We start from the raw sequence: 16,586 nt of genomic DNA, 5'->3' as shown, positions 1-16,586 counted from the left end.
AAATGAAACAAAATAAACGTGTTAGGGATAATTTATTGGCGTTATTGGTACTCAGTAGCGGGTGTAGTTTGCTATCAACAGCGGCAATTGCTAACTCAACTGAACTAATTTTTTGTTATGAAGATAAAACTGTCGCGCCGATGTTTTTAGCGCAAAGCAATGAAATGTTAGGTACTCAACCAGAAGCATCGCTAGAAATCCTACAAAATCTTGATAATACACTTTCACAACTGTCTATTCGTTATCAGCGTAAAGCTTGGCTAAGTTGTTTAAATGATCTGCGTACAAATAAAGTGAATGCGGTTATTGCTACCTATCGACCTGAACGAACTGAATTTGCCCAATACCCAATGGATGGAACTCAGCAACTGGATCCGCGTTTTGCAGTGAGTGAATTTGGCAGTTGTCTCATCGGCGGAAAAAAATTTCACCAGCAATGGCAAAGCCGCGAAGTATTTCAGACCAGGGCTTTTACATTAGCTATTGCGAACGGTTATGACTTAGGCAAGGTATTACATCAAGAGCCTTTTTTTGTTCAACATACTTCCTCAGTCGAAAAAGCCGTTGAGTTGATCGACCGTGGAGTCGTTGATGCTACGCTTGACGTGTGCCAAGTTGGCGATCGGAAAGTATCAAACTTCCGGTATAAAACAGCCCAAGTACAAGCCATTTATCCTCCACTTGAAAAAGCCCAAGGCTATTTGCTTTTCTCTAAGCAGTTTTATCAACAGCATAAGGCGCTTAGTCAACGTATTTGGCAAACCATCGCTGCACAAGATAATGCCAAGCTGTATGTTGAATATTTAGATAAAACTAATCACGAAGCTAGGGTCGTCAGTAGCAGGCACCGTTGAGTTATAGTTCTATAACACGGGTAAAAAAGGTGATGTTCAATCAAGATTAAGGTAGCATTAGCGCACTTTTTTCAGGGTAGGCATTTTCATGGCTCAGCTGTACTTTTATTATTCTGCAATGAACGCAGGTAAATCTACCACGCTTTTACAATCGGCATTTAACTATCGCGAACGCGGCATGGAGCCCGTTATTTTAACGGCTGCATTGGATGATCGTGCTGGTGTTGGTAAGGTATCTTCTCGAATTGGTTTACAAGCTGATGCACATATTTTTGATGCTGACAAAGATGTTTTTGAACTGATCAAACAGCTTAATAGTGAACAAAAACGTCATTGTGTGCTGGTGGATGAATGTCAATTTTTATCACGTCAGCAAGTAATGCAACTGACCGATGTGGTGGATGAATTAGGCATTCCGGTGTTGTGCTATGGCTTGCGTAATGACTTTAGAGGCGAGTTATTTAGCGGCTCGCAGTACTTACTAGCGTGGGCTGATAAACTGGTTGAACTTAAAACGGTGTGTCATTGCGGTCGCAAAGCGAACCATGTATTGCGTACGGATGAGCAAGGCAAAGCGATTGCCGATGGTAATCAAGTGGAAATTGGCGGCAACGACCGTTATGTGTCGGTGTGCCGCAAACACTATAAAGCTGCGTTAAACATGCAGCGCCGAAGTTAACGCTGCTATAAATTGATCAATATCGGCTCGAGTGATCTGTAAATGAGTTACTAAACGCAAAGTTTTGCTTGGGCTGAATACTATCCCTTGTGCTTTTAGTTGCTGTGCAATGGCATTAATATCAACACTATCAGCAACATTTGCATAGACCATATTGGTTGTATCGCGCGACAAGTCAACGTTAAAGCCTTCAATGGCACTGAGCTGCTGCGCTAAGTAACGCGCATTGCTGTGATCGTCGGCTAAACGGCTAACATTGTGCTCAAGTGCATAGTGGCCAGCGGCTGCCAGCATACCAGCTTGGCGCATAGCGCCGCCAAGTACTTTACGCCAACGCCTTGCTTTATTGATCAGCTCAACAGAGCCAAGTAGTAATGAGCCGACTGGTGCGCCTAAGCCTTTTGATAAGCAAATAGACACGGAGTCAAAGTGTTTAGTTATCTCGGTAATATCTACCTCAAGCGCAACCGCAGCGTTATAAACGCGAGCACCATCCAAATGCAGTGCTAATTGATGGCTGTGAGTGAACTCACGCGCTTGGGCTAAATAACTTAATGGCAGCACTTTACCGCCAATGGTGTTTTCTAAACTGAGTAAGCGGGTATTAGCAAAGTGAAAGTCTTTGGGTTTGATAGCGGCGCGTATTTTGTCAAAGCAGAGGCTGCCATCATTTTCATTCTCGATAGGTTGCGGTTGGATTGATCCAAGCACTGCCGCGCCACCGCCTTCAAATTTATAATTGTGTGCATTTTGCCCGCAAATATATTCATCACCACGTTCGCAATGAGCCATTAACGCTAATAAGTTTGCTTGGGTGCCGGAGCTACAAAACAATGCACTGGCAAAGCCATGACGCTGTGCTGCAACGCTTTCTAATTTATTAATACTGGGATCATCACCATATACATCATCACCTAAAGGGGCATTGAACATAATTTCGCGCATTTTAGCGCAGGGCTTAGTGACAGTATCAGAACGAAAATCAATCATGATATCTCCGGTTGTGTAAATTGCTGGCTGATCTCTTGGCGAGTTTGTTGATCAAAATAACTCCACGCAATAAAGCGACTCACTTTTTGCCCTTGCGCCATTTCAATGATTTTAACTTCAGCCACAGGGTGTGTTTTTAATTGTGCTTGTAACGTGGCTAAGTTTTCTTTTTTTGAAACTAAAGAGGTAAACCACATACACTGCTCAGCAAATAGGGCACTTTCATCGATCATGGTACAAATGAATTGCGCTTCGCCACCTTCACACCAAAGCTCATTATGTTGCCCGCCAAAATTTAAAGCCGATTTAGGGGCTTTGCCTAAGTTTTTCCATTTCCGCTCGCTACTTTGAGCCGCTTGTTGTTCACTGGCATGAAAAGGAGGGTTACACAATGTAATATGAAAAAGCTCTTTTGCATTTATTACCCCCTGAAAAATATGCTGCGACTGCTTTTGTAGCTTGACGGTAATTTTGCGATTATTAAATTGTACGATTTGTTTGGCTAATTTTACAGCGCTCGGATCTATATCTGAGCCTGTGACGCTCCAGTTATATTCATGGCTTGCTAGTAACGGGTAAATTATGTTCGCACCAGTACCTATATCCAGCACTTTAACTTGTCTGCCTTGAGGTATAACGCCTTGATTATCGTTTGCTAGTAAATCGGCCAAGTAGTGAATGTAATCAACGCGTCCTGGAATCGGTGGGCAAAGGTTGTGTTCAGGTATATCCCAAAAATCAACGTTATAGTACGCTTGCAAAAGTGCTTGATTAAGCGTTTTTACTGCTTTGTTATCACTAAAATCAATACTTTTAGTACCATTGGGAGTAAGCACGATATATGGTTTTAAAGTGGGCACTTGAATACTTAGGTAGTCTAAATCATAGCCTTCGTTATGGCGATTTCGAGGGTGTAGTTTTGATTTTAATGGTGTTGATTTCATAACAAATAATTAGCTTAACAAACAAAAAAGTTATTTTACCAGAGAAACACATTGACGTGTGATCTTGTTTAAATTACTGGTAGGATGAGTTGCGGTTCATAACAATGACAACAAGGAACTGAAATGGCGATCGTACAAGAATCAGTATTTATTAAACTAACTGAGCTACAAACATTACATTTGCGCCGCATAGCAGATAACAGCAAAGCCGCTGGGCCAGCTGTGTTGTTTATGCATGGTGCTGTTGAAAATGGCAAAATATTTTATACGCATTCAAATAAGGGGTTAGCACCTTTTTTAGCTGAGCAAGGATATGTGTGTTATGTAGCTGATCTACGAGGTCGTGGTGACAGCAAACCGGCTATCTCAAAGCATGCTCACTATGGCCAAACCGAAGCTATTATTGAAGATATTCCCGCTTTTATTGCTAAAATTACCGAGCGTGAAGGTAGACCACCAGCGTATTGGGTAGCCCATTCGTGGGGTGGTGTATTAATGAACAGTGTGTTTGCGCGTTTCCCACAGTATATCAATGATGTAAAAGCATGTGCTTACTTTGGTACTAAACGCTCGCTTTATAATCATCATCCACAAAAATACCTTCAAGGAAATTTGATTTGGTATTTTTTAGCGCCAATACTGGCTAAAAAACATGGTTATTTACCCGCCAAAAGACTCAAGTGGGGCAGTGATGATGAAACTAAAAAGTCGCATTATCAAAGTATGCAATGGGCTAAACGTAAACCATGGTTAGATAGCGACGACGGGTTTGATTACGCGCAAGCTGTGGCTGGCTTAAGTTTGCCACCGACCTTACACATAGGGGGGGTGAAAGACAAAGCGCTTGCACAACAAATTGATATTGAAAAATTTATTGCCGAGTCAGGTACTGGTATTCAACACCTGCAAATGTACGGGAAAAAACACGGCCATCAATATGATTACGATCATATTAATATGTTAACGCACGCCAGTGCTAAAGCAGATCAATTTAAGGATCTAGTGACGTGGTTTGAGCGTCATTCAGCAACGCCCTGAGTGGCGTTTCAAAACGTTTCCAGTGTTCTATTGCACGGTTATGTAGCGGTTTTCGTACAGCTGCTTTGCTAAGCGTGGTAACTGGTTTTTTTGATTTATAAAAGTCTAAACATTGTGCTTCAAATGCGGTACCTAAAAATGTAAATACGCTTTTTAACGTATCGCGCGGCTCGCTGATCAGTTGCTCATAATGAACATCTAAGATAGCCGAAGGTATTGCTTGTTGCCAATGCGTCATCAAACCTTGGTATAAATCATAGTAACGTTTAAATTCAGATAATGAGCAAAAATAAGGTTCATTTTCTGCAAAGTAATTACTATAAACGGACCAAGCTGTGGCATTAAAATCGCGCTGCAAGTTAATAAACTTAGCATTTGGAAACAATAAATAGATAAGCCCTAACGATTGATAATTAGCGGGCAATTTGTTGATCATAAACGCGCGAATAGGTTTTGCTTGTTTTAACCGTGCGGTATAAAGAGCCCGCGCTTGCTCAATCAGTTGCGGTGTTAGTGCGCTGATACATTCAGGGTAGGGCAACTTGGTTTGTTGTTCTATGAATGCAACAACTTGCGAGCTAATACAGCGATCTTCCCCAAGGCTTGCAAATTCACTATGTGAAGCTAACATTTGTTCTAATAATGTTGAGCCACTGCGTGGCATGCCAATAATAAAAACGGGCGTAACAGTACCAGTAAATCCAGGCTTGATAGTGGCAAATAAACTTTTTGGGTTATAACGCATAATACTTTGATAAAACGGCGTTAATTGTTCAGTGTTGAAGCTACTCAATTGCAGCTGCAATTTATTGGCTAGTTTATAATAATTTACAGCTTGTTCTATATCATTGAGTTGATCATAACTTTTTGCCAAGGCGTAATAACAAACCATTTTTAAACGTAAATTATTGGTTTGTGTGAGTAAATGATGCAAGTTACTGATGTAGTTATGCTGTTGATCAAAGCGGCCAAGTTGTACCAGTTCAAATAAAATATAAGCAGTGACAGGATATAAACCAATACTTAGTGCTTGTGCAAAGGTGGTGTGTGCTTTATCTAATTCGCCATGGGTTAAATAATGTTGTGCGAGATAATAGTGTGGCTCTGGGTTATGACTAGCAATGCTTTTTGCGTACTCCAGTACGGTTAATGCATCATTTGGCGAATTAACGCCATTAAATGCATCCGCTAACGCGTGCAGTGGCTCCAACATATTAGGCAGACGTTCACAGCTTCTTTGTAATAAATAAACTGCAGCATCAAAGCGCTCTAAGCGCAGGGCAATACGGCCCAAACCAAATAGTGCCTCGCCATTTTGGGGATCACTTTCAAGCAAGGTTTTATAGTGAAACTCCGCTTCTTGGAGTTTGTTTTCGGCAAGTAGTTGGTTAGCTTTTTTTAGCAACATGCATCACTTTTTTTATTTTTTAGTTACTAGATTTATTATTTGGGTATAGCACGAAAAAGGCGAAATGTCTTGAGCATTTCGCCTATCTTTTCAACGCTTAATTATGATCAAAACGTATAAGTTGCTTTGACATAATAGAAGCCGCCGTTAATACCATATGGCGAAGTTTCATAGTATTTACCACCCCAGTTATTATTAGGTGCCACGGTAAAATCAAGTTTCTCTGCTTCTTGGTCGAGCAGGTTTTGTGCGCCGACTGAGAAACTAATCGAATCATTCAAAAAGTAAGTTACTTCAGCGTCGAGCGTAATTGCTGCATCTGCCGTTTTTGCTGTTTCGTCATAATCTACATGCACACCCTGGTATTCACCAAAATAATTTGCACGAGTAAACATTGAGAAACTTTCCCATTGTTGTGACCAACTAAGCGTACCACGGTGGTTTGGTAAGTCGTTCTCTAAACGGCTTACTTTAAACGGCCCAGTAATATCAGTTGAACGGGTAACCTCAGTTTCATTCCAGTTGTAGGCTAAACTAAATGTTGAGCTACCGCCGAGTAAATCTGTGGCATAGTTTGCTACAAAGTCTATACCTTGAGTGGTGGTGTCAAAGTCATTAGTAAAGAAGCTTACTTGCGCTAAGCTTTGCACGTTTGGCACACCAGCGGCTTCAAGCGTATCTTTATCAGCTTGGCTCAGCTCGATTTTTTCAGATTGACTAATACGGTCATCAACTTGAATATTATAATAATCAATAGTTAGGAATACTTCACCGATGGTGTATACCGCGCCAAAGGTATAACTTTGCGACTCTTCAGGCTCAAGCTCTGTACCGCCTAACTGTACCGCAATTGGATTGGTCGGTGGTAGTAAAGCAGAGTCGACCAATACGCCACTGCTTAGGTTTGTTTGCACGTTACTGACATTGGCTTGACCAACAGTCGGTGCGCGAAAGCCGGAGCTGATTGAACCACGCACGTTTAAATCATCGGTTAAGTGATATTGAGCCATTAATTTATAATTAACCGTAGAGCCAAAGGTATCATAATCTTCATAACGCAGCGCTAGACCCATTAAAAACTCTTCGGTAAATGGGGCTTCAATATCGACATAAGCGGCGTAGTTACGACGAGTATATTCACCAGCGTCAGATGGTTTAAAGCCTGGGAAACCATTTGAACCAATACCAAAGCCTTGCTCCGTTAGTGGGCCTGCTGTAAATGATGCTACATCACCAGAGGTAACTGTAAATGTTTCCTCGTGCCATTCAAGGCCACCGGCTATGTTCACATCGTATGCTAGATCAAAATCAAAGCCTTTAGATAAATCAAAATTAAAGTTTTTCTCTAATTGTGAGTATTTACCTGGGCTAAAATCACGCGGACTATCAGGACCTAATGACGCATTAATAGTGTCGTAGATAAAGTAACGAGATTCATTAAAGCCGACCGTACCACTTAAATCGTAGTATGCACCTTCTAACATACCACCAGTGAACTCGCCTTTAGTTCCTATCGTAAGAGAGGTATCTGTGATGTTACCGCCAAAATTAGGTGTAAAACCACCAGGTAAAATTTCATTGAAGGCAAAACAGTCTGGATTATTAGCTACTTGGTTGATGTAAACTGGGTTATCTAATACGTTGTCATCAATCATGATGTTAGTAGGGCAGTTACCACTCATATCGCCAGTTAAATCGCCAACTAATAATGTTTCACCACCATCGTTTGAATAGGCCCCAGGGCGAGTGTGAGGATTACGATAGTAGAAACCACCACGTACATCACGCTCAGAATAGTTGCCAAACATATAAAATTCGGAGTTTTTAGTCAGCTCAAGGCCAACATTACCAAAAATAGAGATATCGTCATCAACTTCTGGTGCGCCCCATACTTGTGTAATCGGGGCAATGTCAGGAACACCAGCTGCGATAAGGGCCGTAGCATCGGCACGTTGTACAGAGCGGCTAGTAGCGTCAGCCGTTTTGTATTGGAAACTTAAATTTGCGAAGCCATTGTCGGTAAATGGTAGACCAATGTTACCGGAAATCTGTGTTGTATCACCGTCGCCTTCATAGTACTGACCTTGGCGTACTTCGAAACTGCCGCCTTCTGAGGCATCTTTTAGTACAAAGTTGATAACCCCTGCAATCGCATCTGAGCCGTACTGAGCGGCTGCGCCATCTCTTAGTACTTCAACTTGTTTTAGTGCGATACTTGGAATAACTGAAATGTCCGCACCTTGTGCGCCATCGTTTATGCCGCCACCTAAAAAGGCAATAACAGAGGCACGATGACGACGTTTACCATTGAGTAATATCAATGTACTGTCAGAAGGTAGGCCACGTAAGTTAGCTGGACGAACCAAAGATGCTGCGTCACTAATAGGCATCGAATGCACGTTTAATGATGGAATTGCGCCTTTTAATAGCTCGAGCATATCCGTATTACCTGATTTACCAAGTTCTTCACCACCGATGATATCGATAGGTACTGGTGAATCACCAATAGAACGCGGTGCAGAGCGAGTTCCCACTACGGCAATTTTTTCTACATTTTTATTTACTTTAGTGACTTCAGCTTGTTCATCTGCAGCTAAGGCCGTTCCTGAAATAAATAAGCCTGCGGTAGTTGTTGTTAATGCAAGTTTAACGGCATGATTTAATATGTTATTTCTAAATTTCATTCTAATTTCCCCAGTTAGAATTATTGTAATTTCGTAACTATATGATTTTTAAAAAGCCAAATAGTCTATTAAAGTTATACAACTTGTTAAATAATTGTGCAAGGTGTTAAATAGTTTGGTTTTTTTTATGTTTTCTATAGAGGAAATTCGAGATTCACTTACCTGCATGAAAAATAATGATATTTTTAAGGCGGGGATTAGAAATTAAGCATTTAATGTAATTTTTATTGTAAAATAAATCAGAAAAAAAATAATAATTTTGTAAATAGAAGTTTTTAGACTGGAAACTGTTCAGTAAAGTTCAATGGTAATTATTGGTTATCAGTTTGTTCAGGATTTTGTTGTCGCCAAGCTTTTAACGCTTCTCGGTATTCATCCCAAACACATGGGCAACAACTGCCACCACCACAGCACTGATCAGCAGCCGGTCTGGTTGGTTTTGTGTCGTCAACTCGGTTTGCTATATCGGCTGTGTTTTGCGGTATTTTATTCATTACTTATAGGTTTAATAATATGGGCCGTTTATTGGCCAGTGATTATACTTAATCATGGCTTTTTTACTAGCTGAGAAATAATCTGGATCTGTTAATCGGTGATTGTATTAAATTATGCTTTGTGAAGTGTTAAGGCTATGTGAGAATAGCGTTATGCGACTATATAAAGTTATTCATCGTGCCCCAATTCGAGTGGCAAAAATTACTACAAAACGCCAACAGTTGCGTTTCAAGCGCGCTATGGTAGCACTTAAAATTGCACTGGCGCATGAAAAGCAAGAAACCAAAGAAATGCTCACAATTTATCGTCGCTACACCCAAGGAGATGTGAGTAAAGAGGATCTGCAAAAAGCGAATGCCCAGTTTGTTGATATTCTCAAAGGATTGGGTTTAGGTGTTTTTGCTGTTTTACCTTTTGCACCTGTGACTATTCCACTGGTTGTTAAGTTGGGTCAATGGGTTGGGGTTGATGTACTGCCAAGTTCATTTAACATCAATAAATCACTTAAAGATATTGACCAGCAGATCGCTGATGAAGAGCTGCAACACCACCACGCTGAAAAAACGGCAAAGTCAGACGTAAAACCACCTGTAAAAAAATAATGCCATGCAGTTTAAAGGATAGTCTTTGTGCTATACCTTTTATGCTGAGTTATTGATATGCTTGATCATCATATAATTTTAAACGAGTCATTTAATGAGTACATTAATTCGTCATAGTTCTACGGGTATTCCTTTATCTTTTATTGTTAAAAATGACTTAGCTACATGGCAAGCACAGCAGCCAATTTTTTTACAAAACTGGCTAAATAGCTGTGATTTTGCAAAACAAGGTTTAGCCTTGGTGGTCAATCCACAAAGTGGAGCGCTAAGTCAGGTGTATTGTTTAGTTAATAGCGTTGATGACTTTTGGCTCGCGGGTGAATTAGCCAGCAAACTGCCAGCAGGAATTTACCAAGTTCAAGAGTGTGAACAACAATTAGAACAGATTGCTCTGGGTTTTATACTTGGTGGTTATGAATTTAGCGAATATAAAGCCAAAGGTGCTGTAAAAGCACAATTAGCAATAGCCGATGAAGCATTGTTTGCGCGTATTACACGCCAAGCAAATGCGATTAACTTAGTTAGAGATCTAGTTAATACGCCTGCCGCAGACATGATGCCACAGCACTTATCACAAGTGATGGCTGATTTAGCACACACTTACAATGGTCAATTCAATGAATGGATAGGGGATGAATTATTAGAACAAAACTATCCAACTATCCACATGGTAGGCCGCGCCAGTGAAAATAAACCGCGTTTACTTGATTTACACTGGGGCGCTGCAGACGCTCCTTTGATCACCTTAGTCGGTAAAGGTGTTTGTTTTGACTCTGGTGGTTTAGATCTTAAACCAAGCTCAGGTATGCGCAATATGAAAAAAGACATGGGCGGCGCAGCTCATGTAATTGGTTTAGCGCAGTTAATTATGGCGGCAAATTTACCAATTCGTTTACGCGTGTTGGTACCCGCTGTTGAGAATGCGGTATCGCGCAATGCATTTCGCCCCGGCGATGTAATTAAAACACGTAAAGGCATTATGGTCGAAATCGATAACACCGACGCAGAGGGGCGTTTAGTGTTATGTGATGCACTCACGGAAGCACAAAATGACAATCCTGAGTTGATCATTGATTTTGCAACCTTAACCGGTGCTTGTCGTATTGCGTTAGGCACTGAGTTACCAGGGTTTTTCTCAACTGAGCGTGATGTTGCCAATGGCATTATTGACGCCGGTATTGCAGTAAGCGATCCCGTTTGGCAATTACCGCTTTTTGAGCAATATAAAAGTTTATTAAAAAGTGATGTTGCTGATATGGCTAACTGTGCAAGTACCCCATTCGGCGGCGCAATTACTGCCGCACTTTATTTAAAAGAATTTGTAGAGCCAACCACACCATGGGTACATTTTGATGTAATGGCATGGAATATCCGCTCATTACCTGGTCGTCCAGTCGGTGGTGAAGCACTCGGTATTCGTGCCGTATTTAACTACTTACAAAGTCGTTTTAAATAAATTTATTGAGCTTTGTGAGGTTATGCCTCATAAAGCTCAAGCGGTAACCCATCAGGATCTGCAAAAAAGGTAAATTGTTTACCTGTGTATTCATCAGTTCGAATCTCTTCTACTGCCACACCTTGGCTTTGCAAATACACTTTACTTTGCTCAATATTGGCCACTTTAAATGCTAAATGTCGTAAACCTTGTGCTTCTGGGTAACTAGGTCGCTTTGGTGCATTATCAAATGAAAATAGCTCTATTTGGCTACCATCAGGCAAGGCTAAATCTAATTTGTATGAATGGCGATGTTGGCGAAAATGCTCTGCAATTATCGGCAGCTGTAAGATCTGATGATAAAAATGTTTTGAGCGGGTGTAATCGCTGCATATAATAGCAGCGTGGTGAATTCCTAGCAATTGCATCATTTTTAGCTATCTGTGGTAAATGGCGCAGTATAGCTGCGCCATATTGAGTATGTTATTGATCACTGCCTTTGCAAGCTGCTACTGCGGGGGCCACTAACTCTAAACCGGTTTTATCACACGGTGGTAGTGCTGCATCGCTAACGCTGATTGGCGTGACGCGTTCGCCCCATTTTATGTAACTAGCAGCCCAAGTTAATCCGGCACCAAATGCTGCAGACATGATATTAGCATGTGGTTTAATTAATCCTTGCTCAACAGCTTCGCATAATGCGATTGCAATAGTTGCTGCCGATGTATTGCCGTATTCGCCAATGTTAACCATTACTTTTTCATCTGGCACTTTTAAGCGATGTTGAATGGCTTGAATGATACGTAAATTTGCTTGGTGTGGCACAAGTACATCGATATCATCAAGGCTCAAATTTGCTTGTGTGAGCACATCGTCACAGGCTTCACTCATGCCCTTTACTGCGCGTTTAAAGATTTCGCGACCTTCAAATAATAAATCAGATGGCCCAATAGGCACATATTTATTTAAGTCACTACCAAAGTTAGTGATATGCAAGATATCACGGTCTTCGCTATCACAGCCTGTTTTTGTCGCGAGTAAACCCGCTGGCGTGTCTGCTGCTTCAAGTACTACGGCACCGGCGCCATCACCAAATAACACCGCACTGTCACGGCGATCCCAGTTTACATACCAGGTCATACGTTCAGCAGCAATTACTACAGCTTTTTTGATCATACCGGCTTGAATTTGTGCAGTCGCTGCTTGTATTGCATATAAAAAACCAGAGCAAGCTGCATTGGTGTCCATAGCGGCAGCGCCAACTGCACCAATGTTTTTTTGTACTAACGAAGCTGTGTTTGCCACCATAGTAGAGGGCGTACATGTTGCTAATAACACTAAGTCGATGTCTTTAGCATTAATGCCAGCACAGGCTATTGCATGTTTAGCTGCTACAGTGGCAAGCTCTGCAGTACTAACGTGGCTTACTCTACGGGCTTTTATACCAGTGCGGGATGTGATCCATTCATCATTGGTATCAACTAATTGGCTAATTTCATCGTTGCTAATACGCGCTGGTGGGATACATTTACCCCAACCCGTTATGTGTGCGTAGGTCATAGTGTGCTCTCTTTAAGTGGTCAGACATGTGTCATCTATGTTTGATTTATACCAAAAATCCAGTTCTAAGACTAGTTTATAACTTAGCTTACGTCGTAAATAGTGGTAATTAAACGTAATTTAGGCTAATGGTAGTAGAAAAATGAGGTAAACATGAAACAAAAATTAATTACTATCTTGGCTGCATTGGGTACGACGGTATATTCTGCGGCGAGTTTTGCAACACAAACTCAGGTTATTTACGCAGGATCAATGTTAGCAGGTGCTGAACAAACACTAGAAAAGCAACGCACTATTGTTATAGAAGACGCTATCATCACGCGCATCGAAAAAGGCTATGTGAGTGTTATTGATCTAGCATTGCCCGATGCAAAGATCATTGATTTAAAAAATCAATTTGTTATGCCTGGATTAATTGATATGCACGTACATGTTACTTTTGAGCGTGACGCAAGTGCTAATCCACATCGCTGGCTAACAGAATATGAGGCTGATTATGCGCTGCGCTCAGTTAAGTATTTGCAGCGCACTCTTGCTGCGGGTTTTACCTCCGTGCGTGATTTAGGTAGTAGCTATAAAGTGATCTTTCCACTACAGCGTGCCGTTGAGCGTGGAGATATTCAAGGGCCACGTATTTTTGCTGCCGGAGATACAATTACCCCAACAGGCGGGCATGCTGATCTGCACGGTTACCGTAAAGATATTAGTGATGTGATAAGTGGAGGGTTAGGGGTGTGTGATGGTGCTGATGATTGTCGCCGCGCGGTTCGTGAAGTAATTAAATCAGGTGCTGATGTAATTAAAATTACCGCAACGGGTGGGGTGTTAAGTAATACCGCAGCGGGTGTCAATCAGCAGTTCACAGATCAAGAGTTGATGGCGATTGTTGATACTGCACATAACTTAGGGCGCAGCGTAACAGCCCATGCTCATGGTACATCAGGGATCAAAGCGGCATTACGTGCAGGTGTTGATTCAATTGAACATGGCTCTTACCTAGACAAAGAGACTGTAAAGTTATTTAAGCAATACAACGCTTATTTAGTGCCCACGTTATTGGCAGGCCAAACGGTCAGTCAAGAAGTTCTCAGTAACCCAAATATGCCAACAGCTATTGCTGATAAAGTACGCACCGTTGTACCAAATGTTGCAGCTTCATTTAAACTGGCATTAAAAAACAATGTTAATATTGCTTTTGGTACAGATTCTGGCGTATCACGCCATGGTAATAATGCTGATGAGTTTTTATGGTTAGTTAAATATGGCATGACTGAAAAACAGGCTATTATGTCAGCAACAGTTAATGCCGCTAAGTTACTCGGCCAACAAGACCGACTAGGGCAGTTGAGTGTTGGTAAACAAGCAGATATCATCAGCGTTAATGGCTCTCCTCTTGATGATATAACGACATTGCAAAATGTACAATTTGTGATGAAAGCAGGGCAAATATATAAACACCAATTTTAGGATACAGTATGGGCAGCAAAATCAAGGCATCATTGTTTAATCATTTGATTGACGCTGAGCGCCAATTATTAGATCCTGAGATCCGTCAATCTGAGCAGGCATTGGATGCTTTGCTCGATGATGATTTTATTGAAATTGCCGCTAATGGTACTGTATTTAATAAATATCAAGTATTAACGCGGTTACCTACCGAAGTCGTGCCGCAGTTTTACAATCAGCATTTTAAAGGCCGAATGCTTAGTGATGATATTGCCCAACTAAGTTATCAAGCGGCATATCGGCGCTCTGCGCGCGCTGAGTTTAACTATTCGTTACGGATGTCGCTGTGGCGATTAACCGAAGGCCAGTGGAAAATGGTGTTTCATCAAGGAACGCCGTGTGCTGTGTTTAGTATCTCTATGGATGATGATTAGGTTAACCTTCTTTAATTAGGCATTTTTTATTAGGTATTTTTTTGTTAGGTAATTATGTATGGCGTTTTTAATGCGCACTGATCCTGCGATTAGCCGTTTACTGATGTTACGCAGTGGTGCAATTGCAATTCAACTATTGGCCGTTGTAGCAGTCTATTTTTTACTTGAGCACCAAATCCCTTTATTGCCTCTACTGGTAGTGATCTCCCTTGAAGCCGTATTCCAAATTTTAAGCGTGATTGCTTATCGTAATGTCAGTAAAGCGAAAGAACTTGGGATGTTAATGCAGCTTACGGCCGATGTGCTTTTTTTATCGGTATTGCTGTCTTTGAGTGGTGGTGCGACCAATGCATTTGTGTCGTTACTGTTGTTACCAATAATGATTGCTGCGGTGAGTGTCAGTGCTCGCGGCTTAGCTTATATTGCTGTATTAGCGATCACCGCCTATAGCGTGCTGCTATTTAAAATGCCTCAGCACAGCATGCATCATATGCAAATGACCAGTCACTTTGTGGGTATGTGGGTTAACTTTGTGATCAGTGCTAGCGTTATAGCATTCGTTATCGGCACTATGAACCGTGCACTGCATTCGCGAGAGCGCACAATTGCAACTGTGCGAGAAAAACAATTACGAGCAGAGCAGTTAGTCACGCTTGATGGTGCTGCGGCACAAATTACTCATCAATTAGCCAGCCCAATCGCCAATTTACAATTATTGTATGAAGAGCTTCTTGAAGAGCAGCCCGATAATGAGATTGTGAAAGACATGCAGCAGCCCTTGTTGCAATGCGCACAGCAGTTAAAACAGTTTCGTACCCTGTCATCTGAACTACGCACACAAACGGTTGCAGCGACTGTATCGTTAAACGCATTAGCTCAACAAATTAGCGATACAATGCTATTACAGTATCCCGATCAACAGCTTAATTGGCTAAATGCAGCGCCTGCTAGCTCGGTTACTAATGATGCTATGTTACTGCCAGCGATATTAAACTTGTTGCAAAATGCTGCTTTTGCCAATCAACAGGCACAGCAACAAACACTGGAATTGAACTGGCAACAGACTCCAGATAACCCTAAAACAGTGAGTTTAGTTATACGTGATTTTGGTAAAGGATTTAGCGCAGCACAATTGGCAGAGTTAGGGGGTCAGTTAATGCCTAGTGAAACGGGGATGGGGCTAGCAGTTATGCTTTCAAATGTAACATTTGAGCGTTTACAAGGCTCTTTAACATTATTTAATCACCCACAAGGTGGCGCGGTTGCCAAAGTACAATTAACCATTGATGAGCCACAAGTCGAGCCTGTATGAAGCTATTAATTATTGAAGATGATATTAATCTTGCCAATACGTTAGCGCGGCGCTTAACCAAACACGGTTTCGCATGTCAGCTGGCACATAATAAAGCCGAGGCTATCGGTGTAGCTAAAAACTTCGCACCGACACATATTCTGTTAGATATGAAATTAGCTGACGATAACGGTTTAGCTCTTATCGCACCACTGAGAGCCTTACTAACAGACGCACATATTGTATTATTAACAGGCTATGCCAGTATTGCCACAGCGGTAGAGGCTATGCGCCTAGGTGCAAATGATTATTTAACAAAACCCGTTGATATGCTCACGTTATTACGAGCCTTAACAGGCACATGCGAGCCAACTACTGAGTTAATTGCAGATGATATTGTAACTATGTCGCCAGAGCGTCTTGAGTGGGAACATATTCAGCAAGTGCTGCATACCAATCAAGGCAATATTTCAGCAACTGCTCGGCAACTTAATATGCATCGGCGGACTTTACAGCGCAAGCTACAAAAAAAACCAGTTCAGCAGTAAATCCTAGCGCAAGAGTGAGCGTTATTGCGGATCACGGTTTCCGGTTTAGTAATGCCTAGCAAGTTAATTATTGCCTTTTAGGCAATAAGTTTTACCCGGTAAACTAAGTAATACAGTCGCCTGTAGTCACCTTAAATGAAGATCAGGTTACTTTAATGCATTTATATTTGGGCACCAG

The 16,586-nt window shown here is 41.5% G+C and carries 16 protein-coding genes; 9 read left to right on the top strand and 7 right to left on the bottom strand.

Annotated elements, in window-relative coordinates:
* Window positions 1–2 precede the first annotated feature (2 nt).
* Both H5187_RS05305 and H5187_RS05300 read left to right on the top strand, forming a co-directional pair.
* Entirely contained in the window at window positions 3–854 is an 852-nt protein-coding gene (locus H5187_RS05305; protein ID WP_246175464.1) for an amino acid ABC transporter substrate-binding protein, read from the top strand.
* 88 nt (window positions 855–942) lie between these two features.
* Window positions 943–1,533: a thymidine kinase gene (locus H5187_RS05300; RefSeq protein ID WP_145236208.1), complete on the top strand. Its 591-nt coding sequence runs from the start codon at window positions 943–945 to the stop codon at window positions 1,531–1,533.
* On the opposite strand, the gene ltaE is transcribed toward H5187_RS05300, so the two are convergent.
* Window positions 1,510–2,523, bottom strand: a complete 1,014-nt coding sequence (gene ltaE / locus H5187_RS05295; RefSeq protein ID WP_182739587.1) for a low-specificity L-threonine aldolase — start codon at window positions 2,521–2,523, stop codon at window positions 1,510–1,512. The genes H5187_RS05300 and ltaE overlap by 24 nt on opposite strands.
* Window positions 2,520–3,467: a 23S rRNA (adenine(1618)-N(6))-methyltransferase RlmF gene (gene rlmF, locus H5187_RS05290; protein WP_182717825.1), complete on the bottom strand. Its 948-nt coding sequence runs from the start codon at window positions 3,465–3,467 to the stop codon at window positions 2,520–2,522. Before rlmF ends, ltaE begins: the two co-directional genes overlap by 4 nt.
* 123 nt (window positions 3,468–3,590) lie before the next feature.
* Here rlmF and H5187_RS05285 point away from each other — a divergent pair, with 123 nt between their 5' ends.
* Window positions 3,591–4,505, top strand: a complete 915-nt coding sequence (locus H5187_RS05285) for an alpha/beta hydrolase (protein ID WP_145236199.1) — start codon at window positions 3,591–3,593, stop codon at window positions 4,503–4,505.
* On the opposite strand, the gene H5187_RS05280 is transcribed toward H5187_RS05285, so the two are convergent.
* The 3 genes from H5187_RS05280 to H5187_RS05270 all read right to left on the bottom strand — a co-directional run bounded on the left by H5187_RS05280 (window position 4,459) and on the right by H5187_RS05270 (window position 9,091).
* Window positions 4,459–5,913: a sulfotransferase gene (locus tag H5187_RS05280; protein ID WP_182739588.1), complete on the bottom strand. Its 1,455-nt coding sequence runs from the start codon at window positions 5,911–5,913 to the stop codon at window positions 4,459–4,461. The genes H5187_RS05285 and H5187_RS05280 overlap by 47 nt on opposite strands.
* A 107-nt stretch (window positions 5,914–6,020) precedes the next feature.
* On the bottom strand, window positions 6,021–8,597 hold the full coding sequence (locus H5187_RS05275; RefSeq protein WP_182797613.1) for a TonB-dependent siderophore receptor: 2,577 nt from the start codon (window positions 8,595–8,597) through the stop codon (window positions 6,021–6,023).
* Between the two features lie 311 nt (window positions 8,598–8,908).
* Window positions 8,909–9,091 (bottom strand): oxidoreductase-like domain-containing protein, encoded by a 183-nt coding sequence (locus tag H5187_RS05270; RefSeq protein WP_182739590.1) that lies wholly within the window; start codon window positions 9,089–9,091, stop codon window positions 8,909–8,911.
* 153 nt (window positions 9,092–9,244) lie between these two features.
* On the opposite strand from H5187_RS05270, the gene H5187_RS05265 reads away from it, so the two are divergent.
* Both H5187_RS05265 and H5187_RS05260 read left to right on the top strand, forming a co-directional pair.
* Window positions 9,245–9,694 carry a hypothetical protein gene (locus H5187_RS05265; protein ID WP_182797612.1) on the top strand — a complete coding sequence of 150 codons (450 nt, stop codon included), beginning with the start codon at window positions 9,245–9,247 and terminating at the stop codon, window positions 9,692–9,694.
* Between the two features lie 94 nt (window positions 9,695–9,788).
* The gene (locus H5187_RS05260; protein WP_149980098.1) at window positions 9,789–11,150 is read left to right on the top strand and encodes a M17 family metallopeptidase; all 1,362 of its coding nucleotides are present in this window, start codon (window positions 9,789–9,791) and stop codon (window positions 11,148–11,150) included.
* Window positions 11,151–11,170: 20 nt separating this feature from the next.
* On the opposite strand, the gene H5187_RS05255 is transcribed toward H5187_RS05260, so the two are convergent.
* Window positions 11,171–11,557, bottom strand: coding sequence for a VOC family protein (locus tag H5187_RS05255; protein ID WP_145236314.1), 387 nt, complete (start codon window positions 11,555–11,557; stop codon window positions 11,171–11,173).
* A 55-nt stretch (window positions 11,558–11,612) separates the two neighbouring features.
* The gene (locus H5187_RS05250) at window positions 11,613–12,689 is read right to left on the bottom strand and encodes a ketoacyl-ACP synthase III (RefSeq protein WP_182717829.1); all 1,077 of its coding nucleotides are present in this window, start codon (window positions 12,687–12,689) and stop codon (window positions 11,613–11,615) included.
* A gap of 153 nt (window positions 12,690–12,842) precedes the next feature.
* On the opposite strand from H5187_RS05250, the gene H5187_RS05245 reads away from it, so the two are divergent.
* The 4 genes from H5187_RS05245 (at window position 12,843) to H5187_RS05230 (ending at window position 16,408) form a co-directional block, all read left to right on the top strand.
* A complete protein-coding gene (locus H5187_RS05245) occupies window positions 12,843–14,156 on the top strand; it encodes an amidohydrolase family protein (protein WP_182797611.1) in 1,314 nt (437 codons plus the stop codon).
* A gap of 8 nt (window positions 14,157–14,164) precedes the next feature.
* Window positions 14,165–14,569 carry a DUF4440 domain-containing protein gene (locus H5187_RS05240; RefSeq protein ID WP_145236175.1) on the top strand — a complete coding sequence of 135 codons (405 nt, stop codon included), beginning with the start codon at window positions 14,165–14,167 and terminating at the stop codon, window positions 14,567–14,569.
* A 70-nt stretch (window positions 14,570–14,639) separates the two neighbouring features.
* Window positions 14,640–15,881 carry an ATP-binding protein gene (locus H5187_RS05235; protein WP_145236312.1) on the top strand — a complete coding sequence of 414 codons (1,242 nt, stop codon included), beginning with the start codon at window positions 14,640–14,642 and terminating at the stop codon, window positions 15,879–15,881.
* A complete protein-coding gene (locus tag H5187_RS05230) occupies window positions 15,878–16,408 on the top strand; it encodes a response regulator transcription factor (protein ID WP_182717831.1) in 531 nt (176 codons plus the stop codon). Before H5187_RS05235 ends, H5187_RS05230 begins: the two co-directional genes overlap by 4 nt.
* Window positions 16,409–16,586: the final 178 nt, after the last annotated feature.

This window comes from Pseudoalteromonas sp. SG44-1, assembly GCF_014164315.1.
Taxonomy (GTDB): Bacteria; Pseudomonadota; Gammaproteobacteria; order Enterobacterales; family Alteromonadaceae; genus Pseudoalteromonas; species Pseudoalteromonas rhizosphaerae.
This window is presented reverse-complemented; position numbering and strand designations above follow the sequence as displayed.